The organism is Streptomyces sp. NPDC096324, from assembly GCF_044763015.1.
GTDB lineage: Bacteria > Actinomycetota > Actinomycetes > Streptomycetales > Streptomycetaceae > Streptomyces.
On sequence record NZ_JBIWFK010000005.1, the window covers coordinates 396,708 to 422,754 of the forward strand.

A 26,047-nucleotide genomic window follows, 5' to 3' on the forward strand; every position below is an offset into this window, starting at 1 on the left:
GGCGGGGAGGGCCACCGGCGACGGCACCCGAGGACGCGGACGGTGTCCCGCCGTGCCCGTGTCCCTCCGGGGTGCTACTCCGTGCGCAGTCCGTCCGGCCGCATCAGCCGGATCAGCGGCGGCAGGCTGAGCAGGGTCACCAGGAGCACGACACCCGCGCCGATGCCCGTCATCGACAGCACGCTCGCCCAGTCCACGCTCACCGAGGTCCCCGTCATCTTGAGCAGGACCGTGCCGAGGGTGAGCCCCACGACGGCCGCGAGGCCGAGCCCCAGCGCGATCGGGATCGCGGTCTGCCACAGCACCGACATGCTCAGGGTGCGGCGCCGGGTGCCGAAGGCGACCAGCGCCGACAGCAGCTTCTTGCGCTCGCGGAGCTGCTCGAGCTGGGAGATCAGCAGGCTCGCGCCGATCAGCACGAGGACGCAGGCCGCGCCGACGGACAGGCCCGTGCGGATGGACGTGAACTTCTGGGACTGGGTCGTCGCCGTCCAGACGGTGGCGTCGGCCAGGGGGCCGATCCTCGCGGCACTGTTGCGCACCGACTCGAGGACGTCCGGCACCGACGGGTCGAGCTGGACGTAGACCGTCGTGCGCGTGACGGACGCGGCCCGCCCGGGCAGCGCGCCGGGCGTGAAGAGGAAGCCGCCGAGCTCGCTGCCCGAGGGATCCTTGCGCAGACCGGCCGGCTTGACCCCCTTCGGCACCGTCCAGGCGATCTCCTCGCCCTTGCTGGAGGAGCCGTAGGACGGATCGAACCAGAGCCTGGTGCCGGCCTTGTCGAGTTTCGCGGTGCTGGTGTCCCACGAGGCGTTCTCGACGGCGAAGATGTCACCGTCCCGGCAGGAGGGCAGCACGGCCGTCTCCCGCAGCGCCGCGCAGTCGCCGACCGTCGCGGTCGTCGAGTTCTTCGGTTCGTCGCGCCCGTCGCCCACGTCGGTGCGTGCCAGAGAGGTCAGACGGGTGACGCCCGTCGTCCCGGACAGCTGCCGGACCGCCGTGGCCGACGAGACCCCGTCCGGCACGGCGACGGACATCTGGGCCCGGGTGAGGTCTTCCTTGCCGATCTTCGTGTAGTCGTCGTCGACCCCGGCGAACAGCATCTGCAGGGCTATCGCGCCGGCCACCGCCACCGCGATGCCGTTGACCAGCCGGGCCGCCGAGCCGCTGCTCAACTGGAGCCTGCGCACGGCCAGTTGCCAGGCCACGCCACCGGAGTTCAGCCGGGCGACGACCGCCTCGACCACCCACGGCAGCAGCGCGGTGATGCCGACCAGCAGCAGCAGGACGCCGCCGATGACGAGGTACTGGTTGAAGTTCCCGTTGGACCGCCCCTGCCCGATCATCGGGTACAGCATCGCGAGACCGCCCAGCGGCAGCAGCAGCCGCCACCACAGCCGGCGCCGCGAGGGCCGCGCCGTGCGCACCACGCCGAGCGGCTCGATGACGACACCGCGCAGCGCGAGGAGCGTCACCGCGACCGCGGCGGACGGGACCGTGACGGCCACCAGCGCCACCAGCGCGGGCGACGGATCGAGGTCGGCCGGGAAGACGCTGATCCTGAAGAGCATGATCAGCCCCGCGACCTGACGTCCGGCCAGGAAGAATCCCGCGCCGAGGACCAGTCCGAGCAGCGCTCCGGCCAGCGCCTCGCCGGCCGCGATCCGCCGGGTCATCCGGCCGTCCGCGCCGACCAGCCGCAGCGCCGCGAGCCGCCGGTCGCGCCGCTCGCCGCCGAACCGGACGGCGGCGGCGATGAACACGCCGACCGGCATGAGCAGCACGACGAAGACGATCAGCACGAGCAGCACCAGGACGGGGTCCATGGGCTCGGACTGTCCCGGGGAGCCGAAGGTGTCGATGCGCTCGACCCGGCCGGTGCCGACACCGGTCGCGGGCAGGCTCTTCGAGCCCGCGTAGTAGGCGAGCTCGTGCGGACCGACCAGCCCGGCGTCGGCGATCGTGCCGGTGACGCGGTATCCCAGGCGCTCACGCAGAAGCCTGCCGTCCGGGGACTTCAGCAGCCGGTCGAGAGCGGGCGACACGACCATGTCACCGGGCGCGGGGAACGCGGACACACCCGGCGGCAGCGGGGCCCGGGGACCCTCGGGCCGGACCAGCCGGCCCCGTACGTCCTCGTCGCGGAAGGTGGTGTCCGTGTGCGCGACGATCAGCGAGCGGTCCGACTTCTTCTTGACCGTCGCGCTGTACGTGATGTCGCTGCGGGCACTCTCCCGGTCGTGCCGGGAGGCCAGCGCGCTCGGCAGCGCGGTGGTGAGCAGCAGCAGCGCCACCCCGAGCCCGACCCCGACGGCCGTCAGCATGACCCGCACCCAGGCCTCGCGGCCCCCGGTCACCGCGAACCTGGCGCCCATGGCGAGGTCGCGGGTCCACTGGCGGGCACTCATACGATCCGCTCCATGTCCCTGGACCTGCCGTCGCGCACGACGACCTCGCGGTCCGAGTAGGCGGCCACGCGCGCCTCGTGCGTGACGAGCACGACGGCGGCGTTCGTCGAACGGGCCGCGTCCGTCAGCAGCTCCATCACGCGCTCGCCGTTGAGGGAGTCGAGCGCGCCGGTCGGCTCGTCGGCGAACAGCACCCGGGGGCTGGTGACCAGCGACCGGGCGACGGCCACGCGCTGGCCCTGTCCGCCGGAGACCTCGCCGGGCCGCTTGCCCTTGAGGTCGTCGACCTCCAGCCGTTCCATCCAGGACAGCGCGGTGCGCTCGGCCTCCTTGCGGCCCGTGCCGTTCAGCCGCAGCGGCAGCGCCACGTTCTCGACACAGCTCAGCTCCGGTACGAGCTGGCCGAACTGGAAGACGAACCCGAACTCGGAGCGGCGCAGCGCACTGCGCTGGGCGTCGTTCATCGTCGCCATCTCGCGGCCGCCGTACGTGATCGAGCCGGAGTCGGGCGTGACGATGCCGGCGAGGCAGTGCAGCAGGGTGGACTTGCCGGAGCCGGAGGGTCCCATCACGGCGACGACCTCGCCGGGGTGGATGGAGAAGCCGGCGCCGTCCAGCGCTGTGGTCGGGCCGTAGGTCTTGCGCAGCTCGGAGGCGGTGAGCAGGGAGCCGGGGGGAGGGGCGGCCGTGGTCATCGGGCCGTCACCGCCTCGGCGAGCCTGTCGAGGCGCGCGGCCGTCAGTTCCAGCCATCGCAGATCGGCCTCCAGGTGGAAGAGTGCGTGGTCGCAGATGAGCTGGTCGGCCAGGTCGCCCTTGCGCTTGCGTTCGGTCAGCATGCGCATCATCCGCAGATGCTCCGAGCGCTGGGTGTCGAGGAGCTCGCTCGCGTCCCGGTGGGTCAGCAGGGCGAGGACGACCTTCGTGTACAGGGTCGACTGGAGGTACGGCTCGGGCGTCTCCGGTGTCGCGAGCCAGCGCTGGACGTCGGTGACGCCGGCCTCGGTGATCGCGTACCGCTTGCGCTCGGGCCCGTCGCCCGCCTCGATCCCGTCGATCTCGACGAGCCCGTTCTTCAGCAGCCGCGACATCGTCGAGTAGACCTGGCCGTAGTGCAGTGGCCGGTCGTGACCGAATTTCTCGTCGAAGGCCCGCTTCAGGTCGTAACCGTGGCGCGGCCCTGACTCCAGGAGCCCTAGAAGGGTGTGACCGATGGACATGCCGAGCACTCTACACACGGCGTATACACGGCGTGTATACGCATCGCGTATAGGTCGTGCGGGAGAGGCGCCGGGCGCGGGGAACCCCCTGGTCACGGCCGATTGTCACGGTTCTGGAACCGTCGGCCGCTCCTTCCCCGCCCCGCGGCGCGCGCCCTCCCGCACGCGGGACGGCGCCCTCGTGTCCCGGGCGCCCGCCCTCCCGCGACCCGGGAGCGCGCGGGCGGGCGGGGACCCGGTCCGCGCGCCGGACGCCTGTTGTTCGTCGTCTCACTTTGTCCCGTCCCGGCAACCTTCCGGCCCTTCCGCTCGTCGGATTCAGTGAGGCGGTGCCCATGGGCGTGCTGATTGTCACGTCCGGAAAAGGCCGGATCGGCGCCCCTTTGTCATAGCGCGCGGTGTTAGCTTGCTGAGCTGACCTGACCGGCGAACTTGTGTGCCACACGAGAATGAAGCGGAGCGGATCGACCCATGGGACGAGCTGAAGAGAGACGAGCGCGGCAGGCGCAGGGCCGCCGCGCGGCGCCCCAGCGCTCGTCCGGACACGAGTCCGCGGGCGCCGTGCCGGGGGCGAAGGCGGGCGGCAAGCCCCGCCGCACCGGCATACGCCGGTTCGTGAACTGGAAGACGATCCTCGGGACGTTCCTCGGCTTCTGCCTGCTCGGCATGGGCGGCTTCATCGTGCTCTACATGGTCGTGTCGGTGCCCGAGGGCAACGCGGCCGCGAAGCGCCAGAGCAACATCTACAAGTACAGCGACGGCTCGATGCTCGGGCGCAGCGGCAAGGTCAACCGCGAGATAGTCGACCTGGACAAGGTTCCCAAGAGCGTCCAGAAGACGTTCGTCGCCGCCGAGAACAAGACCTTCTACGGCGACTCGGGCATCGACCTCAAGGGCACCGCCCGAGGTCTGATCAACACCTTGTCCGGCAAGGGCAAGCAGGGTGGTTCGACGATCACCCAGCAGTACGTCAAGAACTACTACCTCAGCCAGGACCAGACCGTCACGCGCAAGCTGAAGGAAATGGTCATCTCGCTGAAGGTGGACCGCAAGAAGTCCAAGGACGACATTCTCGCGGGCTACATCAACACCAGCTACTACGGCCGCAACGCGTACGGCATCCAGGCCGCGGCGCAGGCCTACTACCAGGTCGACGCCGAGGACCTCTCGGTCGGACAGGGCGCCTATCTCGCCTCGCTGCTCCAGGCCCCGAGCCAGTACGACTGGGCGGTCGCCTCGAAGACCGGCAAGAAGCTCGTCGAGGCCCGGTGGAACTACACCCTCGACAACATGGTCGAGATGCACTGGCTCGACGCGGGCAAGCGCGCCGGCATGAAATTCCCGGTCCCCAAGGAACCCAAGGGCGCGCCGGGCATGGAGGGCCAGACCGGCTATCTGGTGGAAGCGGCCAACAACGAGGTGGCCAAGCAGCTCGTCGCCCAGGGCACCGCCGAGGACCTGGACGACGCCAAGGCCCTGCTCACCGCGGGCGGCTGGACCATCACGCTGAACGTCGACCCGAAGAAGCAGACGCTGCTGGAGAAGACGGTCAAGCAGCAGCTCACCAGCAAGCTGGACCCGAAGAAGCGCAAGGTCGACGCCAACGTCCAGGCCGGTGCCGTGTCGGTCGACCCGAAGACCGGCAAGATCCTCGCGATGTACGGCGGCGCGGACTACTTCAAGCACTACATCAACAACGCGACACGCCACGACTACCAGGCCGCGTCGACGTTCAAGCCGATGATCCTCGCGGCCGCCCTCGACGAGCAGGCCAAGACGCGCTCCGGGCAGCCGATCACCGCGAACACGATCTACGACGGCACCAACCGCCGTCCCGTCGTCGGCAGCGACATCGGCTTCGCGCCGCCGAACGAGGACGAGGCCAGCTACGGCCCCGTCACCGTGCAGACCGCGATGAACAAGTCCATCAACTCCGTCTTCGCGCAGATGGGCGTCGACGTCGGCATGGACGAGGTGCTGAAGGTCGCGGGCAAGCTCGGCATGAACACCAAGGACCTCCAGGCGGTGCCCGCGCAGACCCTCGGCTCCATGGGCGCCAGCCCGCTGGAGATGGCGGGCGCGTACGCCACGCTCGACAACCACGGCAAGAAGGTCACCCCGGCCCTCGTCGCCAAGGTCGAGCACAAGGACACCAGGGTCGCGATGCCGGACCCGATCGGCGAGCGGGTCATCAGCGAGGAGGCCGCCGACACGGTCACGTCGGTGCTGACCGGCGTGGTCGACGACGGTACGGCCAGGGAGTCCGTGGCGAACAACCCGGCCCGCGACGGCCAGCAGGTCGCGGGCAAGACGGGTACGTCGGACAAGAACAAGTCGGCCTGGTTCACCGGCTACACGCCGAACCTGGTCACCTCGGTCCTGCTGTTCGGTGAGGACGCGAAGAGCCACGCCCATGTCCCGCTGTACGGGGCAGGTGGCGTGCCGCGCGTCAACGGCGGTGGTTTCCCGGCGAAGATCTGGGCGGCCTACACGTTCGAGGCGATGGCGGGGAAGGTCACCAAGTTCGACCTGAACACCACGTCGGGCGCGGCGGTGGCGCCGACCGACCTGCCCACCGCCAGCCAGACGCCGTCCAGCACGCCGTCGTCGACCCCGACGACCGAGGAGCCGTCGACGGAGCCGCCCACCACGAGCAGCCCGCCGACCCCCACGGACGAGCCGACGACGACCGAGCCGACGACGACGAGCCCGTCCACACCGACGAGTTCGCCCACCGACGACGTCCTCGACAACCCGTTCGGCCAGACGAGCCAGTAGCGCCCGCGTCCTTGACGCGCGAGGGGGCACCCGGAGATCCGGGTGCCCCCTTTCGCTTTTCGCTGCCGCGGCCGCTGTCCGGCACCCGCACGGCACGGCCCGGCGCCGGTCCCACCGGGGCGGGGCCCGACGAGAACCCGGTCAGTTCCGGTTCAACTCGAACCAGACGACCTTTCCCGTGCTCAGCCGGGTCGCCCCCCACCGTCGCGCCAGCCTGTTCACCAGGAACAGCCCACGACCGCCCTCGTCCGTGGCCCGCGCCTGGCGCAGCCGCGGAAGCTGGGGCACGTCGTCGCCGACCTCGCAGCGCAGGACGTCCGTCCGCAGCAGCCGCAGCGTCACCGGCCGCGACGCGTACCGCACCGCGTTCGTCACGACCTCGCTGACCAGCAGCTCCACGGAGTCGGTCATGTCCTCCATGCCCCAACGGGCCAGCGCCCGCCGGGCGAGGCGCCGGGCACGGCCGGGCGCCGCGTCCTCCGGCTCCAGGAACCAGTACGCGACATCGCTCGGCGCGATCCCGTCGAAGCGCGCGGCGAGCAGCGCGATGTCGTCGTCCCGGTCGCCCGGGCCGAGCATGTCGAGCACCTCGTCGCACAGCGCTTCCAGCGGCGGCGGATGGTCCGGCCCGGTCAGCGCGGCGACCGCCGCGAGCTTCTCCCGAAGCTGCTCTATGCCCGTCCAGACGTCGCGGAGCCGCGACTCGACCAGACCGTCCGTGTACAGCAGGAGCGTCGCCCCCGCCGGGGCGTCCAGCTCCACCGCCTCGAAATCGACCCCGCCCACGCCGATGGGGGCGCCCGGCGGCACCCGCAGCACCTCGGCCCGCCCGCCCAGATGCAGCAGCACCGGCGGCGGATGGCCCGCGTTGGCGATCGTGATCCGGTGCGACACCGGGTCGTAGACGGCGTACAGGCAGGTCGCCATGCGGTCGGTGCCCAGGCGCTGCGCCTGTTCGTCGAGATGGTGCAGCACCTCCTGCGGCGGCAGGTCGAGCCCCGCGAGGGTCTGCGCCGTCGTCCGGAGCTGGCCCATGATCGCCGCCGACGTCATGGAGTGGCCCATCACGTCACCGACGACCAGCGCGACCCGGCTGCCCGGCAGCGGGATCGCGTCGTACCAGTCGCCGCCCACCCGCGCCGTCTCCGCGGCCGGCAGATAGCGGGACGCGAGCCGCACCCCCGTGGGCCGCGGCAGCGTCTCGGGCAGCATCGTGCGCTGCAACTCGTCGGCGATGTACGCCTCACGGCCGTACAGCACCGCCTTGTCGATGCCGAGCGCGCTGTGCGTGGCGAGCTGCGCCGCGACCAGCAGATCGTCCGCCTCGAAGGCGAGCCGCTCCGGGCGGCGCAGGAACAGCGCCGCCCCGATCACCCGGCGCCGGCCGCGCAGCGGGGCGAGGATCGCGCGCTGGCCGCTCGGCACCGGCAGATCGTCGCCGAGCAGCTCGGGCAGCGCGGCCCGGGCCGCGGGCGCGTCCGCGAACACCGGCCGCACCCCGCGCAGCACTTCGGCGAGCGCCCCGCCGGGGCGCACCTCGCACAGCTCGGCCGTCATCGCCGACAGCTCGCTGGGCTCCGGGCGCAGCGCGGGCAGGAAGCCGCTCTCGGTGTCCCGCTCCTCGGGAATCCGGTCCGTGCGCCGCAGCCGCAGCACGAGAGGCCCCGTCGGCCGTTCGTCACCGACCGGCAGCGGGTCGCGCAGATAGACGAGGATCGCGTCGGAGAAGGTCGGCACGGTCGCCCGGCACAGCCCCATCACGATCTCGTCGAGGTCGATGCCCCGGGCGATCCGCCGGGTCGCGGCGCCCACGAAGCGCAGCCGGTCCCCGTCCCGCCGCATCGGCATCGGGCCGCCCGTGGGCACGCCCTGCCCGCTACGGCGGTCCTTGCCGCCGGAGGCCCGCGCGACCCGGCCCTGCTCGGCGTCCGGCTGGATCGGGATGCCCTCCGGCGCGGGCCGGGGGCGGTGGGTGTCGGGCTCGGTCGCCGAGGGCTGCGAGTGCTCGGAGCCGGACCCGGAAGGGGCCGGCGAGGACGAGGGCATGTCCGTGCCCGAGGACGCGGACATGCCGGTGTCGGGCACCTGGCCGCCGGCCTTGCCGCGCTTGCCGCGCGGTTTCGACGCACCCGAACCCCTCGGTGCGTCACCCGTGCGGGCCTGTGCCGGTAACGCGCCGGAACCCGGGACCTGGGACGGCGGCTCCGAGGTACGCAGGAGCGCCCCGCGAGGGTCCGCGGGGGCGGGCGCGCCGCTCTGCCGGCGCTCGTGCGAGGTGGGGTGCTCCGTCACGCGTGTCGAGTCCATCCGTCCGGGGCTGCGCGCCGTGCGCACAGTTCTTCCCGCAGCCCCGATACCCGGAATGTGTGCCCCAGGAACGGAATCTGCGTGTCGTCAGGGCCGGGACCGACGGCGCGAACGGCCGCCGCCCGGCACGGTACGGCTCGCCCACGGCCGAAAACGGCCCGTGCCGGCAGCGGGTCGGTGACCGAAGCCCCGGCCCGTACGACCGTCGTGGCGAGCCCGCGTGGTGCGACCGGTCTCTGGCCGGCCACGCCGCCGTACGCCTCGTACCCCTCGCTCACGTCTTGCCGCCCCTCGGTGACATATGGTCAAGCCCGGCTCATCCTGCGGGAGTTGTCTCTGCCGTGTGCCCTTGCGGAAGACGATCCTACGGTTGTACCACGGGGGCGCATCAAGGGTCTCATGAGGACACGTGCGCGGGCGTACGGTCCCAGTCATCCGGCAGAACGGGAACCGGCCAGCCCGGATCCGGCCTCCAGTGCTGCCATCCGTCCGAGAACGGCGCGCCCCAGGCGCGGATCACCTCCACCGCCGACCACCCCGCTTCCCTTACCCGTGCGGCCAGTTGAGCATCCATCAGACCGGCCCGCTGCGCCATGGCGAATTCGTCCTCGTCGAGCCAGCACCAACTGCGGTCCGGGTGGACCGAGATGTCGAGGAAGTGGTCCTCGGAGTCCACCCCGCCCGCCCAACGGGTCAGTGGAGCCTCCAGGTTCACGTACCAGTTCTTGAAACGCCAGCCCTGTTCCCAGAACAGCCACACCGACCAGGCCTCGCCCGGCCGCGCCAGCTTCAGCACACCGGTCCCGGACCAGCGGCCGCGCCGCACCGCGCGAGGCTTCGTGTAGCGCGACTCCAGCGGTTCTGCATGCACCGGCGAGCCGTCGGCGAGCACGGGCTTCACGCATTCCGTGTCCGGCGCCATCCACACCGCGAGCAGGTCGGCGTCGTCGCGTACGACCGTCACGGGACGGCAGATGTGGACACTGTCGCCGCCGTTCTCCCGGTACCGCCACAGGATCGGGTGCCCGGGCTCCCAGAACGCCGCCGGCCCGTCCGCTTCCGCTCGTCTCACCGCTCCACCCTCTGCCATGACCAGATATTAGGTGCCCCAGGCATACGACGCTGCGGCAACCGTCACGGTTCACGCCATCGGGAACACGCTGTTACGGAGCCGTCATCAGGCGTTTCTCCGCGAGCCCGAGCCGTTACGGGCGTGTCATCCGCAGGACATCCAGGGCCTCGTCCAACTGCTCCTCGGTCAGGTCCCCGCGCTCCACGTACCCCGATTCCAGCACCACCCGGCGGATCGTCTTGCGCTCCGCCAGCGCCTTCTTCGCGACCTTGGCGGCCTCCTCGTACCCGATGTACCTGTTCAGCGGCGTCACCACGGACGGCGACGACTCCGCGTACTCACGGGCCCGCTCGCGGTGCGCGACGATCCCGTCGACCGTGCGATCGGCCAGCAGCCGCGAGACGTTCGCGAGCAGCCGGACCGACTCCAGCACGTTCTTCGCGATCACCGGCAGCATCACGTTCAGCTCGAAGTTCCCGGCCGCGCCCGCGGCGGCGACGGTCGCGTCGTTCCCCGTGACCTGCGCGGCGACCATCAGCACCGCCTCGGGAATCACCGGGTTCACCTTGCCCGGCATGATCGAGGAGCCGGGCTGGAGATCCGGGAGGCTGATCTCGGCCAGTCCGGTGCGCGGCCCGGAGGCCATCCACCGCAGATCGTTCGCGATCTTCGTCAGTCCGACGGCGATGGTCCGGAGCTGACCGCTCGTCTCCACGATCCCGTCGCGCGCCCCCTGCGCCTCGAAGTGGTCGCGGGCCTCCGTCAGCGGCAGCCCGGTCGCCCGCGCCACCTCCGCGATCACCGCGGCGGAGAACCCGGGCGGGGTGTTGATCCCCGTCCCCACGGCCGTGCCGCCCAGCGGCAGTTCGGCCAGCCGCGGCAGCGAGGACTCCAGCCGCTCGACCCCGTACCGCACCTGGGCCGCGTACCCCCCGAACTCCTGGCCGAGCGTCACCGGCGTCGCGTCCATGAGATGGGTGCGCCCCGACTTCACGACATCGGCGAACTCCCGTGCCTTGCGCTCCAGCGAGGCGGCCAGATGCTCCAGCGCGGGCACGAGATCGCGGGTGACGGCGGCGGTCGCGGCGATGTGGATGGAGGACGGGAACACGTCGTTGCTCGACTGCGAGGCGTTCACGTCGTCATTGGGGTGGACGTCCTTGCCCAGCCTCTCCCCGGCGAGCGTGGCGATCACCTCGTTGGCGTTCATGTTGGAGGAGGTGCCCGAGCCCGTCTGGAAGACGTCGACCGGGAAGTGCGCGTCCCAGTGCCCCTCGGCGACCTCCGCCGCCGCCCCCTGGATCGCCCCGGCGACGTCCTCGCCGATCACGCCCAGCTCGCCGTTCACCTTCGCGGCGGCCCCCTTGATCCGGGCGAGCGCCTCGATGTGCGCGCGCTCCAGGTGCTGCCCCGAGACCGGGAAGTTCTCCACGGCGCGCTGCGTCTGCGCCCGCCACTTCGCCTCCGCGGGCACCCGCACCTCGCCCATGGAGTCGTGCTCGATCCGGTACGCGCCTTCGCCCTGGCCATCCGCCATTGGTGACACCTCCATGGGAGACAGCATCGCGGAGCCGGCCTGTGTTCCCGCCCGGCGCGCGTCACCCGTACGGCGTCCACCTCGCGGGGTGGACGCCGTACGGGGCCGCACTACGCCAGTCCGGGGCCGCGCACCGGGATCGTGGTGAAGGTCGGGGCGGGGGCGGGGTCCTGGAAGAAGTCGTTGCCCTTGTCGTCGACGACGACGAAGGCCGGGAAGTCCTCGACCTCGATCTTCCAGACGGCCTCCATGCCGAGCTCCTCGTACTCGACGACCTCGACCTTCTTGATGCAGTCCTGGGCCAGACGGGCGGCCGGGCCGCCGATGGAGCCGAGGTAGAACCCGCCGTGCGCGTCGCACGCGTCGGTGACCTGCTTGCTGCGGTTGCCCTTGGCGAGCATGACCTTGGAGCCGCCCGCCGCCTGGAACTGCTCGACGTAGGAGTCCATGCGGCCGGCCGTGGTCGGGCCGAAGGAGCCGGACGCGTAGCCCTCGGGGGTCTTGGCCGGGCCCGCGTAGTACACCGGGTGGTCCTTCAGGTACTGCGGCATCTCCTCGCCCGCGTCCAGCCGCTCCTTGATCTTGGCGTGCGCGATGTCGCGCGCCACGACGAGCGGGCCGGAGAGCGAGAGGCGGGTCTTGACCGGGTACTTCGTCAGCTCGGCGAGGATGTCGTCCATCGGCTGGTTCAGGTCGATCCGGACGACGTCGCCCGCCTCGTCGAGGTGCTCGTCCGTGGTCTCCGGCAGGAAGCGCGCGGGGTCGGTCTCGAGCTGCTCCAGGAAGACGCCCTCGGCGGTGATCTTCGCGACGGCCTGGCGGTCGGCCGAGCAGGAGACCGCGATCGCGACCGGGCAGGACGCGCCGTGGCGGGGCAGGCGCACCACCCGTACGTCGTGGCAGAAGTACTTGCCGCCGAACTGCGCGCCGATGCCGATCTTCTGGGTGAGCTCGAAGACCTTCTCCTCCAGGTCCTTGTCCCGGAAGCCGTGGCCGAGCTCGGAGCCCTCGGAGGGGATCTCGTCCAGGTAGTGCGCGGAGGCGTACTTCGCGGTCTTCAGCGCGTACTCGGCGCTCGTGCCGCCGACGACGATCGCCAGGTGGTACGGCGGGCAGGCGGCCGTCCCCAGCGAACGGATCTTCTCCTCCAGGAACTTCATCATGGAGCCCTCGTTGAGGACCGCCTTCGTCTCCTGGTAGAGGAACGACTTGTTGGCCGAGCCGCCGCCCTTGGCCATGAACAGGAACTTGTAGGCGCCGCCGTCGGTGGCGTACAGCTCGATCTGCGCCGGCAGGTTGGAGCCCGTGTTCTTCTCGTCCCACATGGTCAGCGGGGCCATCTGCGAATAGCGCAGGTTCAGGTTCTTGTACGCGTCGTAGATGCCGCGCGAGAGGGCCGCCTCGTCGCCGCCCTCGGTGAGCACGTTCTGGCCGCGCTTGCCCATGACGATCGCCGTGCCGGTGTCCTGGCACATGGGCAGGACGCCCGCGGCGGCGATGTTCGCGTTCTTCAGCAGGTCCAGGGCGACGAACTTGTCGTTCGCCGAGGCCTCCGGGTCGTCGATGATGCGACGGAGCTGGGAGAGGTGCGCCGGGCGCAGGTAGTGCTGGATGTCGTGGATGGCCTCCGTGGCGAGCTTGCGCAGCGCCTCGGGCTCCACCTTGAGGAACGTGCGCCCGTCGGCCTCGAAGGTGGAGACACCCTCGGAGGTCACCAGCCGGTACGGGGTGGTGTCCTCTCCCTGGGGGAGCAGATCGGTGTACGCGAACTCAGGCATCTCGCCTATTCCTCACTCGACAGTCAGCTTTTTTCGGGGCGCGGTCGCCTCGGGCGCACCCCTTGGGCTCACTCGCCGGAGGCCGGCCGTCATCGGCAGCGTCCACCAGCGTAGAACCTGACACGGACGCCGAGGCTGTGAGGTAAGGCTCAGTTCGGACACCGGACCGTCGGTTCCGGGGCAGGGCGGGTTTCCCGCGGGCGGCGCGCGAGGGGTAGTCGCGATCTATCGCGTTTGGGTACGCTGTCGCCGTGGACCTTCAAAAGAGCCCCGACGCGAGTGCCGCCACGGCGGCGAAGCCGGCCGAGCTGCGTGCCTCGGACGCCGACCGCGACCGGATCACCGACATCCTGCGCGAGGCCGTCGCCGAGGGGCGCCTGACCGCGGAGGAGCATGCCGAGCGGGTCGAGGGCGTGCTGGCCACCAAGACGGTGGGCGAGCTCGACCAGTTCGTCCGCGACCTGCCCGCCGCGCACACCGGCCGGGCGGCCTCCGCGTACACCTCGGCGCCGAACCGCCCCACCCAGGGCGCGATCCCGGCGGAGGCCGACGAGAACGTGGTGGCGGTCTTCAGCTCCGCCGTCCGCAAGGGCCGCTGGCGGGCGGGCCGGCGCATCCACGCGTACTCGGTGTTCGGCAATGTCGAGATCGACCTGAGCGAGGCGATCTTCGAGTACCAGCAGGTCGTGATCAAGGCGATCTCGGTGTTCGGCAACGTCGAGATCTTCGTGCCGGAGAACGTCTCGCTGCGCGGCAGCGGCGGCGGCGTGCTCGGCAACTTCGAGGTGGACACGCTGGACTCGGGCGACCCCGACGCGCCCGTGGTCTACATCGACGGCCTCGCCGTCCTGGGGAACGTCGAGGCGCGGCCCCGGCGCGGCAAGCTCATCGCCGACATCCTCGACCGGGTCACCAGCCGGGTGAACGAACGCGTGGCGGACCGGCTCGACCGCAGTTTGCGCAAGCACCTCGACCGTTGACGCTCGTGAATATGCGGGCGGCGGATGCGGCCGGTCCGCCGCGGACGATCGATCACGCCTGAGAACGGCCGGGCTTCGGTACGCAGTGCATAGGCGCGCGCACAGCGGGTAGGGCTTGCTGCATCGTCTCTTGGAGGGCGCTGTGGAACTTCCCCGGTGCCCGGCACGCTCGCGAAGCCGTCGTCAGGAGTAGACCGTGCTGCAACCGCCGCATCAGTCCCTGCAGGTAGCTGCCGTTCCGGCCCAGCGGGCGCCCGTGCGGGACAGGGATCAGGAAGCGCCATGGCACACGGAGGCGGTGTGCAGGCGTGACGAAGCCGGCCTGTTCTTCGCCCCCTCCAAGGAGCCGACCGCTTCACGCCTCTCGCGTGAGGAGGCGGCCAAGCGCGTCTGCGCCCGCTGTCCGGTCATGGTCGAGTGCCGCGAACACGCGTTGCTGCAACCCGAGCCGTACGGCGTCTGGGGCGGCCTGACCGCCGCCGAGCGCCGCGTCGTGCTCGCCAGGCGGCGCCGCCGCGACCTGGAACTGAAGAAGGCCGCCCGCGGCACGATAGCCGCGGCCGGCTGACCCACCCCGGGAAGGCCGGGTCCCCGGGGCGCGTCACGCGCCCTGGACGCCGACACGGAAAAGGGGCGCCCCTCCGCACAAGGGGCGCCCCTTCCGCGCCTCGTGGGCGCACGGCCCGCGGGGCCGGTGGTCCTACTTGGCGCGGTCGAAGTCGATCGCGCTGTACGCACGCAGCTTGCTCAGCCGGTGCTCGGACCGGATCTGGCGGACCGTGCCCGACTTGGAGCGCATCACGATCGACTCCGTCGTCGCGGTCTCGGAGCGGTAGCGCACCCCGCGCAGCAGCTCGCCGTCGGTGATCCCGGTCGCGACGAAGAAGACGTTCTCGCCGGAGACCAGGTCGTTCGTGGTCAGGACGCGGTCGAGGTCGTGCCCGGCGTCGATCGCCCGCTGCCGCTCCTCGTCGTCCTTCGGCCACAGCTTGCCCTGGATGGTGCCGCCGAGGCACTTGACGGCGCAGGCCGAGATGATGCCCTCGGGCGTGCCGCCGATGCCGAGCAGCAGGTCGATGCCGGTGCCCTCGCGCAGGGCGAGGATGGAGCCCGCGACGTCGCCGTCGGAGATCAGCTTGATGCGCGCGCCGGTCTCCCGGATCTCCTTGATGATCCCGTCGTGGCGCGGGCGGTCCAGGATGACGACCGTGACGTCCTCGGGCGTGACCCGCTTGGCCTTGGCGACCCGGCGGATGTTCACCGCCACGGACGCGTTGATGTCGACGAAGTCGGCGGCCTCGGGGCCGGTGACCAGCTTGTCCATGTAGAAGACCGCGGACGGGTCGAACATGGTGCCGCGGTCGGCGGCGGCGAGCACGGCGATGGCGTTCGTCATGCCCTTGGCGGTGAGCGTGGTCCCGTCGATCGGGTCGACGGCGATGTCGCACTCCGGGCCGGTCCCGTCGCCCACACGCTCCCCGTTGAAGAGCATCGGGGCCTCGTCCTTCTCCCCCTCGCCGATGACGACGACGCCGTTCATCGAGACGGTGGAGACGAGGGTGCGCATGGCGCGGACGGCGGCGCCGTCGGCACCGTTCTTGTCGCCGCGGCCGACCCAGCGGCCCGCGGCCATCGCGGCGGCCTCGGTGACGCGGACCAGTTCGAGGGCGAGGTTGCGGTCGGGGGCTTCCGACGGGACTTCGAGTTCGGAGGGCAGATGATGTTCGGTCATCGACACGCACCTTTCTGATACGACGACGGCCGGATGAGGGTGTGGCCCCGACTCTATCGCCAGGCTTACAAAATGAGCAGGGGGGCCCACGGATGAGCAGGCCAGGGCACCTGCGACGATAGGCGCGTGGCAGGTATGAAAGGCAAGCAGTCGGTCCGGGACATGATTCTTTCCCTGGGCCTCATCTCGCTCATGGCGGGTGTCATCTACATCTTCATTCCGCATGACGACTCCGAGCCCGATCTCAAGCGGGTCGACTACCAGGTCGAGCTGCTGACGGCTCGCCGCGCGGCGAGCTATCCCGTGGCGGCGCCCGAGGGTCTGCCGTCGGCGTGGAAGGCGACCTCGGTGCGGTACGACGGCAGCGAGTTCGACGCCTGGCATCTGGGCTTCCAGGCCCCCGACGGTCAGTACGTGGCGGTCGAGCAGTCCACTCAGCGGCCGGCCGTGTTCATCGACACGGCGAGCCAGGGCGCGCGGCAGACGAAGACCACCGAGCGCATCGGCGACCGGACCTGGCGGCGCTACGAGGGCGACCACTACGACGCCCTCGTCCTGGAGGGCAAGGGCTCCACCACGGTGGTGACCGGCACCGGGTCGTTCGGCACGCTGGTGAAGCTGGCGCAGGCCCTGAAGACCTCGTAGCGCCCGTACGGCCTCGCAGAACGCCTCAAGACATGGAGAAGGGCCCCCGGCGGTGTCGCCGGGGGCCCTTCTCGTTCGCTGCCGCCGTCGGTCAGACGGTCGTGATGACCTGGTCGGCGTCGAGGCGCGGGGAGCGCGGGAACCAGGCGTCCTCGCCCGGCTTGCCGATGTTGACGATCATCAGCGGGGTGTGGTCGTCGTCCAGGAACTCCTTCTGGACACCGGCGAGGTCGGCACCGGTCATCGGGCCCGCGGCGAGGCCGGCGGCGCGGACGCCGATGATGAAGTAAGCGGCCTGGAGCGCGGCGTTCATCGCGGCGGCACTCTCACGGACCGGGCGCTCGGAGAAGAACATGTCCTTGGCGGCGGGGAAGTGGGGGAGGAGCGCCGGCAGTTCCTCGTGGAACTCGTTGTCCGCGGAGAGGATCGCGACCAGCGGGGCGGCGGCGGTCTTCGCCTGGTTGCCCTCGGCGAGGTGCTGGACCAGGCGCTCACGGGCCTCGGGGGAGCGGACCAGGGTGATGCGCAGCGGCGACTGGTTGAAGGCGGTCGGGCCGTACTTGACCAGGTCGTAGATCGCCTGGACCTGCTCGTCGGTCACCGGCTCGTCGGTGAAGGTGTTCGCCGTGCGGGCCTCGCGGAACAGCAGGTCCTGAGCGGTGGGGTCAAGGACGAGAGACATGAAGAACCTTCTCGGTATGTGCGGTGGATCCGGGGGGATCTGTTGGCGAGCACGACAGTACCTCGAGGAGGTTTAAAGTTCAACCAAAAGTGGGGCGTGGTGATCCGCTTCACAGGCGGAGGGGTCGAAACAGGGGACGAACGAAGGGATCGAAAAAAGGGATCGGAAAAGGGGGCCCGCCGTCTCGCGGGCCCCGCCGGAGTCACTCGGAGCAGGACATCACCCGGACGCGGAGTCGTCACGCGGAGCCCGGACCGCCCGTCAGCCGCCCGGACGCGGAGTCGCCGTCACGCGGAGCCGCCCGAGACGCGGAGCCCGGACCGCCGGTCAGCCGGAGCCGCCCGAGACGCGGAGCCCGGACCGCCGGTCAGCCGGAGCCGCCCGAGACGCTGAGCCCGGACCGCCGGAGCCGCCCGTCAGCCGGACGCGGAGCAGTCCGAGACGCGGAGCCCGGGCCACCCGTCTCCCGGACGCGGAGCCGTCGTCACCCGGAGCCGGCACCGCTCGTCACCCGGAGCCGGCACCGCTCGTCACCCGGAGCCGGCACCGCTCGTCACTCGGACCCGGAACCGGTGTCCCCGGCCCCCGCCTCTTCCTGGGACTCCTCGGCCAGAGCCGCGTCCAGACGGGCCCGGGCGCCCTCCAGCCAGCGCCGGCACACCTTGGCCAGCTCCTCGCCGCGTTCCCAGAGCGCCAGGGACTCCTCCAGGGTCGTACCGCCCGCCTCCAGACGTCGTACGACCTCGATCAGCTCGTCCCGTGCCTGCTCGTACCCGAGCGCCTCGTCCACCTTGCTGGTCATGCGCCCACCCTATGCATCGACTCGAACCGTGAATTCACCCTCGGCGACCCGCGCCCGCAGCGTCTCGTCCGCCGCCACCTCGGCCGGGTCCCGGACCACATGACCGTCGGCCCGTTGCAGCACCGCGTACCCCCGCTGGAGGGTCGCCGCGGGGGAGAGGGCCACCACGCGCGCGTGGGTGTGCGTCAGCTCCGAGTCCGCGCGGTCCAGCAGATGCCCGAGGGTGCGCCGGCCACGGTCGAGCAGGGCGGACACCTGGTCCGCCCGCTCGTCGATCATCCGGTGCGGATCCTCCATCGAGGGCCGGGCCAGCGTGTGCGCGAGGCCGCGCTCCTCGCGGTCGACGAACGACTGGACGCAGCGCCGCGCCCGGTCCCGCAGGAACCGCACCCGCTCGTACTCCTCGCCGACGTCCGGCACGACCCTCTTGGCGGCGTCCGTCGGTGTGGAGGCCCGCAGGTCCGCCACGAGGTCGAGCAGCGGGCTGTCCGGCTCGTGCCCGATCGCCGACACGACCGGCGTGCGGCAGGCCGCGACCGCGCGGACGAGCTGTTCGTCGGAGAACGGCAGCAGGTCCTCCACGCTGCCGCCGCCGCGCGCCACGACGATCACGTCGACCTCGTCGAGCGCGTCCAGCTCCTTCACCGCCTGGACGACCTGAGGTACGGCGTGGACGCCCTGCACGGCGACATTGCGCACCTCGAAGCGGACGGCGGGCCAGCGGTGCCGCGCGTTCTCCAGCACGTCACGCTCGGCCGCCGACGCGCGCCCGCACACCAGCCCGACGAGCTGAGGCAGGAACGGCAGCGCCTTCTTGCGCTCGGCCGCGAACAGCCCCTCCGCCGCCAGCGACTTCTTGAGCTGTTCGAGGCGGGCCAGGAGCTCTCCCACTCCCACCGGTTTGATCTCGGTGGCGCGCAGGGAGAGCTGCCCGCGCGGCGCGTACCACTCCGGCTTGGCGTGGACGACCACGCGGGCGCCCTCGCTCACGACGTCGGCGATCGCGTCGAAGACCTGTCGGTAGCAGGTCACGCTCACCGAGATGTCGTACGACGGGTCGCGCAGCGTCAGGAAGACGACGCCCGCGCCGGGACGCCGCGACAACTGGGTGATCTGCCCCTCGACCCACACCGCGCCGAGCCGGTCGATCCATCCCCCGATGAGCCGTGACACCTCGCCGACGGGCAGCGGAGTGTCCGCGGACGTGTTGAGAGCCATGCGCCCGAGCGTAGTGGGCGCCACCGACAACGCCCCCGCGCCCGGAACGAGTCGGACCACCCGAACCCAGTACCTCGGCCGCCGGATCCGTCCTGGTCGCGACGCGGTGGACGGCGGCCGCGCGGCCCGGGCGCGTCACCAGGCCGCGGCCCCCGCCCGCCCCAGTCGGGCCCGCGCTCCGCCGGGTCCGCTTCGGCGGTGGTCGGCGCGTCGGACATCGTGGCTCCCGGGAATCGCCTGGTCCCACCCCCGGCGGCCGTCCACAGTCTCTCCGAGGAGGCGATCCCCGACCCGCCGGACGCGGCCTTACGATGGGGGCATGACCGCTTCGCCTGGCCGCCGTGTCCTGCTCGCCGCCCCCCGTGGCTACTGCGCGGGCGTGGACCGCGCCGTGATCGCCGTCGAGAAGGCCCTCGAGCAGTACGGGGCCCCGATCTACGTCCGTCACGAGATCGTCCACAACAAGTACGTCGTGCAGACGCTGGAGAAGAAGGGCGCGATCTTCGTCGAGCGGACGGCGGAGGTCCCCGAGGGGTCCATCGTCATGTTCTCGGCGCACGGCGTCTCGCCCGTCGTCCACGACGAGGCCGCCGCCGGCAAGCTCGCCACCATCGACGCGACGTGCCCGCTGGTCACCAAGGTCCACAAGGAAGCCGTCCGCTTCGCGAGCGAGGACTTCGACATCCTCCTGATCGGGCACGAGGGCCACGAGGAGGTCATCGGCACCTCCGGCGAGGCGCCCGACCACATCACCCTGGTCGACGGCCCCGAGGACGTCGCCAAGGTCGAGGTCCGCGACCCCTCCAGGGTCGTCTGGCTCTCCCAGACCACCCTCTCCGTCGACGAGACGATGGAGACGGTCGACGCCCTGAAGGAGAAGTTCCCGCTCCTCATCTCGCCGCCGAGCGACGACATCTGCTACGCCACGCAGAACCGTCAGCTCGCCGTGAAGCAGATGGGCGCGGAGGCCGAGCTGGTCATCGTCGTCGGATCGCGCAACTCCTCGAACTCGGTCCGGCTGGTCGAGGTCGCCAAGCTGGCCGGCGCCCGCGCCGCCTACCTGGTCGACTTCGCCGACGAGATCGACGAGGCCTGGCTGGAGGGCGTGACCACGGTCGGTGTCACCTCCGGTGCCTCCGTCCCCGAGGTCCTCGTCGAGCAGGTCCTGGAGTTCCTGTCCGGGCGCGGCTTCGAGGACGTGGAGATCGTCAAGGCCGCCGAGGAGTCCATCACGTTCTCGCTCCCCAAGGAACTGCGCCGCGACCTGCGCGCGGAGGCGGCCGCACTGGTGGAGGCGCGCACCGGTGGTCCGTCCGGGAAGTGACATTCAGCCGTACGTCGTAACGTAGGGCCATGAAGATCTTCGGTGTGGACATTGGCGGATCCGGGATCAAGGGTGCCCCTGTGGACCTTGACCGCGGGGACCTGGCGGAGGAGCGCTGCAAGGTGCTCACCCCGCACCCGGCGACGCCCGACGCGGTGGCCGACGGCGTGAAGGACGTCATCGACCACTTCGGCTGGACGGGCCCGGTGGGCATCACGTTCCCCGGTGTCGTGACCGGCGGTTCCACCATCCGTACGGCGGCGAACGTCGACAAGTCCTGGATCGACACCGACGCGGGCGCGCTCCTCGGCGAGCGGCTGGGCGGTCTGCCGGTGACCGTGCTGAACGACGCCGACGCGGCGGGTGTCGCGGAGATGGAGTTCGGCGCGGGGAAGGGCCGCCGGGGCACGATCATCCTGCTCACCTTCGGCACCGGCATCGGCAGCGCCGTCTTCACGGACGGCGAGCTGGTCCCCAACACCGAGCTGGGGCACCTGGAGCTGAACGGTCACGACGCCGAGAAGAAGGCCTCCACCAAGGCCAAGGAGGACCACGAGCTCACCTGGGAGCACTGGTCGCGCCGGGTCACCAAATACCTCGCCCATGTCGAGATGCTGTTCTCCCCGGAGCTGTTCATCATCGGCGGCGGTGTCAGCCGCAAGTCCGAGAAGTTCCTGCCGCTGATCGAGGGCATCAAGGCGGAGATCGTCCCGGCGCAGCTCCAGAACAACGCCGGGATCGTGGGCGCGGCGATGCGGGCGGCGCAGATCGGCCGCTAGCGGCGACGGTACGAGAGAGCAGCCGGCCGACCGCACGAGAGGGCCGTCGGCCGACCGACCGTACGAGGGCCGGTCGGCGGACGGTACAGCGCGGGCAGCCGTCGACACGGCCGCCGGCGGGCCGGGTCAGCGGGCCTGTCTGCCGGGCGGTACGGAGCGTGCTCGCCCCTGTGCCCGCTCCCGCCGCTGGGCGGCCCGGCGGCGGGACATCAGGCGGACCCGGCGGACGGTCACGACGAGGACCGCGGCCAGCGTTCCCCCGTACAGCCAGCCCGCCTGCAGGGCGAGGGTGGTGACCAGCCCCATGAAGAAGCCGCCGAGGCCGCCTCCGCCGTCCTCGGTGATCGGCGGCAGCCCGCAGGCGAAGGCGATCGGCAGCACCACGGGGGCCGTCACCAGGTCGCCGGGCCGCACCCACAGCGCGGTCAGCACGCACACCGGCAGGAACAGCACCCCGTACACCGTCGCCGACCCGTCGAACAGCAGCTGGTCGAGGCAGGCCAGCGCGAACATCGACGCGCCGCAGAACAGGCCGCCGCCGAGCCCGGTCAGCCGGGGACGTGACGTGCGGCGCGGCTGCCGGACACCCGCGGGCGCGGGCCGCCGCGCCACCGGGCCGTCCCGCCGGACACCGCCGTTCGCCGCCCGCCCGGCCTGTGCCGGAACAGGTGCTCCGCGTCGCGGTCTGTACTGAGGGGGACGCGTCCTGTGTTGCTCCACTGGACCAACTTAGGTCGTTTTATGTGTGGAACGGCTCATCGGACACGCCGGAGACCGGCCGAAGGCGAGGCCGTGGAAAGACCTTGGCCATGCGTTCGATACCTCGCGGGCGAGGGGCGGGCCACGCCGTAGACTGGTGGATCGGCCCGCTCTTCTGGAGGGCCCTTCGCCCATCCTCTCGTACGGGAAGTCGCAACGTGTCGCTCACGATCGGAATCGTCGGTCTGCCCAATGTCGGCAAGTCGACCCTGTTCAACGCCCTGACCAAGAACGACGTGCTCGCGGCCAACTACCCGTTCGCCACGATCGAGCCGAACGTCGGCGTGGTCGGTGTCCCCGACGCACGACTCACCAAGCTGGCCGAGATCTTCTCCTCGCAGAAGATCCTCCCGGCGACCGTCGACTTCGTCGACATCGCGGGCATCGTGAAGGGTGCCTCGGAGGGTGAGGGCCTGGGCAACAAGTTCCTCGCGAACATCCGTGAGTCGGACGCGATCTGCCAGGTCATCCGTGCCTTCAAGGACGAGAACGTCGTGCACGTCGACGGCAAGGTCTCGCCCAAGGACGACATCGAGACGATCAACACCGAGCTGATCCTCGCCGACCTCCAGACGATCGAGAAGGTCCTGCCGCGCCTCCAGAAGGAGTCGCGCATCAAGAAGGACGTCGTGCCCAAGGTCGCTGCGGTCGAGGCGGCCAAGGAGATCCTGGAGAAGGGCGACACCCTCTTCTCCGTGGGCATCGTCCAGGGCTCCGGCAAGGAAGAGCTGCTGCACGACCTGCACCTGCTCACCACGAAGCCGTTCCTCTACGTCTTCAACGTCGACGAGGACGAGCTGGTCGACGAGGACTTCAAGGCCGAGCAGCGCGCCTTGGTCGCCCCCGCCGAGGCGATCTTCCTCAACGCCAAGCTGGAGCAGGACCTCGCCGAGCTGGACGAGGAGGACGCCCTGGAACTCCTGGAGTCGGTGGGCGCCGAGGAGCCCGGTCTCGCCACGCTGGCCCGCGTCGGCTTCAACACCCTCGGCCTGCAGACCTACCTGACGGCCGGCCCGAAGGAATCCCGCGCCTGGACCATCAAGAAGGGCGCCACCGCCCCCGAGGCCGCCGGTGTCATCCACACCGACTTCCAGAAGGGCTTCATCAAGGCCGAGGTCATCTCCTTCGCCGACCTGGTCGAAACCGGCTCGGTGGCCGAGGCCCGCGCCAAGGGCAAGGCCCGCATGGAGGGCAAGGAGTACGTCATGCAGGACGGCGACGTGGTGGAGTTCCGCTTCAACGTGTAGCGACCGCCGTCTCACCGCGGCGCCGATCCGGCAGACATGCGGATCGCAGGGGGTCCGGCCTTTCGGGGCCGGGCCCCTTTGGCTTTCCCCTCGGTCTTTCCCTGCGGGGCGGTGCCTCGGCACCCCGCCCAGTCCGACCCTGGGCGAAGAACCGGCGAGGCTCGTTACCACCGGGTGCTGGAGACCAAGCCGGTGCTGCTGGTCCTCATCGGCTCCGATCTGTCGATGATGGAGGCGCTGAACAACTACGGACGCCCCTTCCACCAACGTGGCCGGGAGGGATGATCTGTCCCTGGCGCGGATCCGGGAGAACTGGGCCAGTTGGCGCGGCCGGGCGGTCGAGCCGCTCGTCCGTGAGGCGCTCGCCCGGATACTGCCCGACGACCGGCTCCCCGCAGCTCCCGCGGTGGGCGGCTACTGGACCCGGACCGACGACGTCGAGCTCGACATCGTCGGGGCGGACCGCGCTCCCGTCGCCAGGGAGCTCCTCCTCGTCGGCTCCGTCAAGGCTTCGAGAGTCCTCCGCAGAAGCCGCGGCGCGGGCGGTGGGAGGATGCGGGGAGGGTCGAGGAGGGGCGGAAGCGTGGGGCGTGACGAGCGGGAGACGGTCGCGAGGGGAGCGCGACTGTACGAGGCGGCGCGGGCGGTGGTCGCCGACCACGCGGGGGCGGTGGAGGCGGTACGGGCGGCATTGAAGCCGATCCACGACGCCGCGGTGAAGCGGGAACTCGACGCCATTCCCGTCGCCCGGCTGCAGGACGTCACCGAAGGCCGGCTGCGGCTGGGCAACGTCGAGAAGAGCGGGCTGCGCACCCTGGGCAGTGTCCTCGAAGCGGGCCCCTACCGGCTGCGGCAGATCGCCGGTGTCGGGCAGCGCACCGTCGACCAGATGCTCGCCGCCGCCCGGCGGCTCTCCGAGGCCGTGCACGAGACCGTGGCCGTCCACATCGACGTGGACCGGCCGGAACCGTCCACCACCGCGCTCGTCATGGCCCTGCACGTCCTGGTGGAGGCCGGCCCGGACGCCCGGCGTGCGGTCGACAGGGCCACGTTCCTGGCGGAACGGCTCGGCCCGCTGCTGGCCGACGCGAGGCCCGCCGCCGGGAGGGTCCGCATGCTTCTGGCCGGCCGGGAGAAGAAGGCCCGCGCGTGGGCGGCGGTCGCCGAGATCCGGTCGCTGGTGGACGAGGCGGATCGGGCCGGCCTGCCCGAGCTGCTCTCCCAGGCGTCGGTGGACCTGCTCCGAGGGCTCTCGTCCGACGTCGCGGCCTGGGTGGACTTCGAACTCCGCTCCGCCGAGTACTACAGCCTGCTCGCCGAGATCTCCGGGCGGCAGCCCGACGCGGCTGCCGCGGAGGGCTTTCTGCCGGACGAGATCGCGGAGCGGGTACGGACCCAGCACCTCGACGACAGGCACCGGCGGGTCTCCCTGCGCGGTTACCAAGCGTTCGGCGCACGGTTCGCGCTCGCGCAGCGCAAGGTGATACTCGGCGACGAGATGGGCCTCGGGAAGACCATCCAGGCGATCGCCGTCCTCGCCCACCTGGCCGCCGAGGGACGGAGCCGTTTCCTGGTCGTCTGCCCGGCGAGCGTCCTCGTGAACTGGACACGGGAGATCGAGGCCCGCAGCGCCCTGCGCGTCGTGGTGCTCCACGGTCCCGACCGGCACTACGCGTTCGCCGAGTGGAAGGAACGGGGCGGCGTCGGCGTCACCACGTTCGACGCCCTGCGCGGCTTTCCCGCACCGGACGGCGGGGAGGTCGGGCTGCTGGTGGTCGACGAAGCGCACTCCGTGAAGAATCCGAAGACCAAGCGGTCGCAGGCGGTGGGCCTGTGGGCGGAGCGTTGCGAGCGCACCCTCTTCATGACCGGAACCCCCATGGAGAACAAGGTCGTGGAGTTCCGCAACCTGGTCCGCATGCTCGACGAGGACGTCGCGGACTCCCTCGGTGAACGGGACGCGTTGGCCGGATCGGTCGCCTTCCGCAAGGCCGTGGCCCCCGTCTACCTGCGACGCAACCAGGAGGACGTGCTGACGGAGCTCCCGAGCCTTCAGCAGACCGACGAGTGGGAGGAGCTGAGCGCTTCGGACGAGGAGGAGTACCGCGAAGCCGTCCGCGCGGGCAACTTCATGGCCATGCGCAGGGCCGCGTACATGCGCCCGGAGAAGTCGGCGAAGCTGGACCGGCTCCGGGAGATCGTCCAGGAGGCCGGCGAGAACGGGCAGAAGACGGTGGTCTTCTCCAACTTCAAGGACGTACTGGGCGTGGTGAAGGAGGCCCTCGCGGCCCAATCCGCCACGGGCACCGAGGTGTTCGGTCCGCTGACCGGCGCCGTCCCGGCTCAGCGCCGCCAGGAGATCGTCGACGACTTCGCCGCTGTCCAGGGTCCGGCGGTGCTCCTGGGACAGATCCAGGCCGCGGGCGTCGGCCTCAACATGCAGGCCGCCTCCGTCGTCGTCATCTGCGAACCCCAGATCAAGCCGACCATCGAACATCAGGCGGTGGCCCGGGCCCACCGCATGGGCCAGGTCAGGCCGGTTCGCGTGCACCGCCTTCTGGCGACCGGGGGCGTGGACGAACGCATGGTGAGGATGCTGGAGACCAAGGCCCGCCTGTTCGACGCCTACGCACGCCGCAGCGCCGTGGCCGAGGCGACCCCCGACGCGGTCGACGTGTCGGACACCGAGCTGGCACGTCGGATCGTCGAGGAGGAACAGGCTCGTCTGGGCATGACGGACGAGAGGCTCACGCCGGTCGAGTGAAGCGGGCACGGTCGAG

Annotated in this window: 20 protein-coding genes and 1 pseudogene; 9 read left to right on the forward strand and 12 right to left on the reverse strand. The window is 71.0% G+C overall.

Annotated features, from left to right (window positions below):
* Positions 1 to 74: 74 nt before the first annotated feature.
* From ACIQ7M_RS15880 to ACIQ7M_RS15890, 3 genes are read right to left on the reverse strand one after another with little or no spacing between them, the layout of a single operon-like run.
* Complete coding sequence (locus ACIQ7M_RS15880) at positions 75 to 2,408, reverse strand: ABC transporter permease (protein WP_403644145.1); 2,334 nt, start codon at positions 2,406 to 2,408, stop codon at positions 75 to 77.
* Positions 2,405 to 3,103 (reverse strand): ABC transporter ATP-binding protein, encoded by a 699-nt coding sequence (locus ACIQ7M_RS15885; protein WP_355760663.1) that lies wholly within the window; start codon positions 3,101 to 3,103, stop codon positions 2,405 to 2,407. The genes ACIQ7M_RS15880 and ACIQ7M_RS15885 overlap by 4 nt, the downstream gene beginning before the upstream one ends.
* On the reverse strand, positions 3,100 to 3,627 hold the full coding sequence (locus tag ACIQ7M_RS15890; RefSeq protein ID WP_355760660.1) for a PadR family transcriptional regulator: 528 nt from the start codon (positions 3,625 to 3,627) through the stop codon (positions 3,100 to 3,102). Before ACIQ7M_RS15890 ends, ACIQ7M_RS15885 begins: the two co-directional genes overlap by 4 nt.
* Before the next feature lie 471 nt (positions 3,628 to 4,098).
* Here ACIQ7M_RS15890 and ACIQ7M_RS15895 point away from each other — a divergent pair, with 471 nt between their 5' ends.
* Positions 4,099 to 6,405: a transglycosylase domain-containing protein gene (locus ACIQ7M_RS15895; RefSeq protein WP_403644150.1), complete on the forward strand. Its 2,307-nt coding sequence runs from the start codon at positions 4,099 to 4,101 to the stop codon at positions 6,403 to 6,405.
* Positions 6,406 to 6,546: 141 nt separating this feature from the next.
* On the opposite strand, the gene ACIQ7M_RS15900 is transcribed toward ACIQ7M_RS15895, so the two are convergent.
* The 4 genes from ACIQ7M_RS15900 to ACIQ7M_RS15915 form a co-directional block, all read right to left on the reverse strand.
* Positions 6,547 to 8,712, reverse strand: coding sequence for a SpoIIE family protein phosphatase (locus tag ACIQ7M_RS15900; protein ID WP_403644153.1), 2,166 nt, complete (start codon positions 8,710 to 8,712; stop codon positions 6,547 to 6,549).
* Positions 8,713 to 9,109: 397 nt separating this feature from the next.
* The gene (locus tag ACIQ7M_RS15905) at positions 9,110 to 9,802 is read right to left on the reverse strand and encodes a DUF402 domain-containing protein (RefSeq protein ID WP_355760652.1); all 693 of its coding nucleotides are present in this window, start codon (positions 9,800 to 9,802) and stop codon (positions 9,110 to 9,112) included.
* A gap of 115 nt (positions 9,803 to 9,917) precedes the next feature.
* Complete coding sequence (locus ACIQ7M_RS15910) at positions 9,918 to 11,321, reverse strand: class II fumarate hydratase (RefSeq protein WP_403644156.1); 1,404 nt, start codon at positions 11,319 to 11,321, stop codon at positions 9,918 to 9,920.
* Positions 11,322 to 11,431: 110 nt separating this feature from the next.
* On the reverse strand, positions 11,432 to 13,099 hold the full coding sequence (locus ACIQ7M_RS15915) for a fumarate hydratase (RefSeq protein WP_386987999.1): 1,668 nt from the start codon (positions 13,097 to 13,099) through the stop codon (positions 11,432 to 11,434).
* Between the two features lie 251 nt (positions 13,100 to 13,350).
* Between ACIQ7M_RS15915 and ACIQ7M_RS15920 the strand changes: the two genes are divergently transcribed.
* Both ACIQ7M_RS15920 and ACIQ7M_RS15925 read left to right on the forward strand, forming a co-directional pair.
* Positions 13,351 to 14,079 carry a DUF1707 domain-containing protein gene (locus ACIQ7M_RS15920; protein WP_355760644.1) on the forward strand — a complete coding sequence of 243 codons (729 nt, stop codon included), beginning with the start codon at positions 13,351 to 13,353 and terminating at the stop codon, positions 14,077 to 14,079.
* Between the two features lie 196 nt (positions 14,080 to 14,275).
* Positions 14,276 to 14,647 (forward strand): WhiB family transcriptional regulator, encoded by a 372-nt coding sequence (locus tag ACIQ7M_RS15925; protein WP_328671196.1) that lies wholly within the window; start codon positions 14,276 to 14,278, stop codon positions 14,645 to 14,647.
* Between the two features lie 132 nt (positions 14,648 to 14,779).
* Here ACIQ7M_RS15925 and glpX read toward each other — a convergent pair whose 3' ends face one another.
* Positions 14,780 to 15,811: a class II fructose-bisphosphatase gene (glpX, locus tag ACIQ7M_RS15930; RefSeq protein ID WP_326785733.1), complete on the reverse strand. Its 1,032-nt coding sequence runs from the start codon at positions 15,809 to 15,811 to the stop codon at positions 14,780 to 14,782.
* 126 nt (positions 15,812 to 15,937) lie between these two features.
* On the opposite strand from glpX, the gene ACIQ7M_RS15935 reads away from it, so the two are divergent.
* Positions 15,938 to 16,456, forward strand: coding sequence for a DUF4245 domain-containing protein (locus ACIQ7M_RS15935; protein WP_403644162.1), 519 nt, complete (start codon positions 15,938 to 15,940; stop codon positions 16,454 to 16,456).
* 91 nt (positions 16,457 to 16,547) lie between these two features.
* Here ACIQ7M_RS15935 and ACIQ7M_RS15940 read toward each other — a convergent pair whose 3' ends face one another.
* From ACIQ7M_RS15940 to xseA, 3 genes are all read right to left on the reverse strand, one after another.
* On the reverse strand, positions 16,548 to 17,138 hold the full coding sequence (locus tag ACIQ7M_RS15940) for a malonic semialdehyde reductase (RefSeq protein WP_355760639.1): 591 nt from the start codon (positions 17,136 to 17,138) through the stop codon (positions 16,548 to 16,550).
* 553 nt (positions 17,139 to 17,691) lie between these two features.
* Positions 17,692 to 17,940 carry an exodeoxyribonuclease VII small subunit gene (locus tag ACIQ7M_RS15945; RefSeq protein ID WP_355760636.1) on the reverse strand — a complete coding sequence of 83 codons (249 nt, stop codon included), beginning with the start codon at positions 17,938 to 17,940 and terminating at the stop codon, positions 17,692 to 17,694.
* Between the two features lie 9 nt (positions 17,941 to 17,949).
* Positions 17,950 to 19,158, reverse strand: coding sequence for an exodeoxyribonuclease VII large subunit (gene xseA, locus ACIQ7M_RS15950; protein ID WP_355760634.1), 1,209 nt, complete (start codon positions 19,156 to 19,158; stop codon positions 17,950 to 17,952).
* A gap of 319 nt (positions 19,159 to 19,477) precedes the next feature.
* On the opposite strand from xseA, the gene ACIQ7M_RS15955 reads away from it, so the two are divergent.
* Positions 19,478 to 20,482: a 4-hydroxy-3-methylbut-2-enyl diphosphate reductase gene (locus tag ACIQ7M_RS15955; RefSeq protein ID WP_355760631.1), complete on the forward strand. Its 1,005-nt coding sequence runs from the start codon at positions 19,478 to 19,480 to the stop codon at positions 20,480 to 20,482.
* A gap of 29 nt (positions 20,483 to 20,511) precedes the next feature.
* Positions 20,512 to 21,261: a polyphosphate--glucose phosphotransferase gene (ppgK, locus tag ACIQ7M_RS15960; protein ID WP_403644168.1), complete on the forward strand. Its 750-nt coding sequence runs from the start codon at positions 20,512 to 20,514 to the stop codon at positions 21,259 to 21,261.
* 126 nt (positions 21,262 to 21,387) lie between these two features.
* Here the strand turns inward: ppgK and ACIQ7M_RS15965 are convergent, their stop codons facing one another.
* Entirely contained in the window at positions 21,388 to 21,873 is a 486-nt protein-coding gene (locus ACIQ7M_RS15965) for a DUF6542 domain-containing protein (RefSeq protein ID WP_403644171.1), read from the reverse strand.
* A gap of 305 nt (positions 21,874 to 22,178) precedes the next feature.
* On the opposite strand from ACIQ7M_RS15965, the gene ychF reads away from it, so the two are divergent.
* From ychF to ACIQ7M_RS15980, 3 genes and pseudogenes are all read left to right on the forward strand, one after another.
* The gene (gene ychF / locus ACIQ7M_RS15970) at positions 22,179 to 23,267 is read left to right on the forward strand and encodes a redox-regulated ATPase YchF (protein WP_355760622.1); all 1,089 of its coding nucleotides are present in this window, start codon (positions 22,179 to 22,181) and stop codon (positions 23,265 to 23,267) included.
* Positions 23,268 to 23,541: 274 nt separating this feature from the next.
* Positions 23,542 to 23,775 (forward strand): annotated as a pseudogene (locus ACIQ7M_RS15975) (DUF234 domain-containing protein); the annotation flags it as partial.
* Positions 23,776 to 23,820: 45 nt separating this feature from the next.
* Positions 23,821 to 26,031 carry a DEAD/DEAH box helicase gene (locus ACIQ7M_RS15980; protein WP_403644580.1) on the forward strand — a complete coding sequence of 737 codons (2,211 nt, stop codon included), beginning with the start codon at positions 23,821 to 23,823 and terminating at the stop codon, positions 26,029 to 26,031.
* Positions 26,032 to 26,047: the final 16 nt, after the last annotated feature.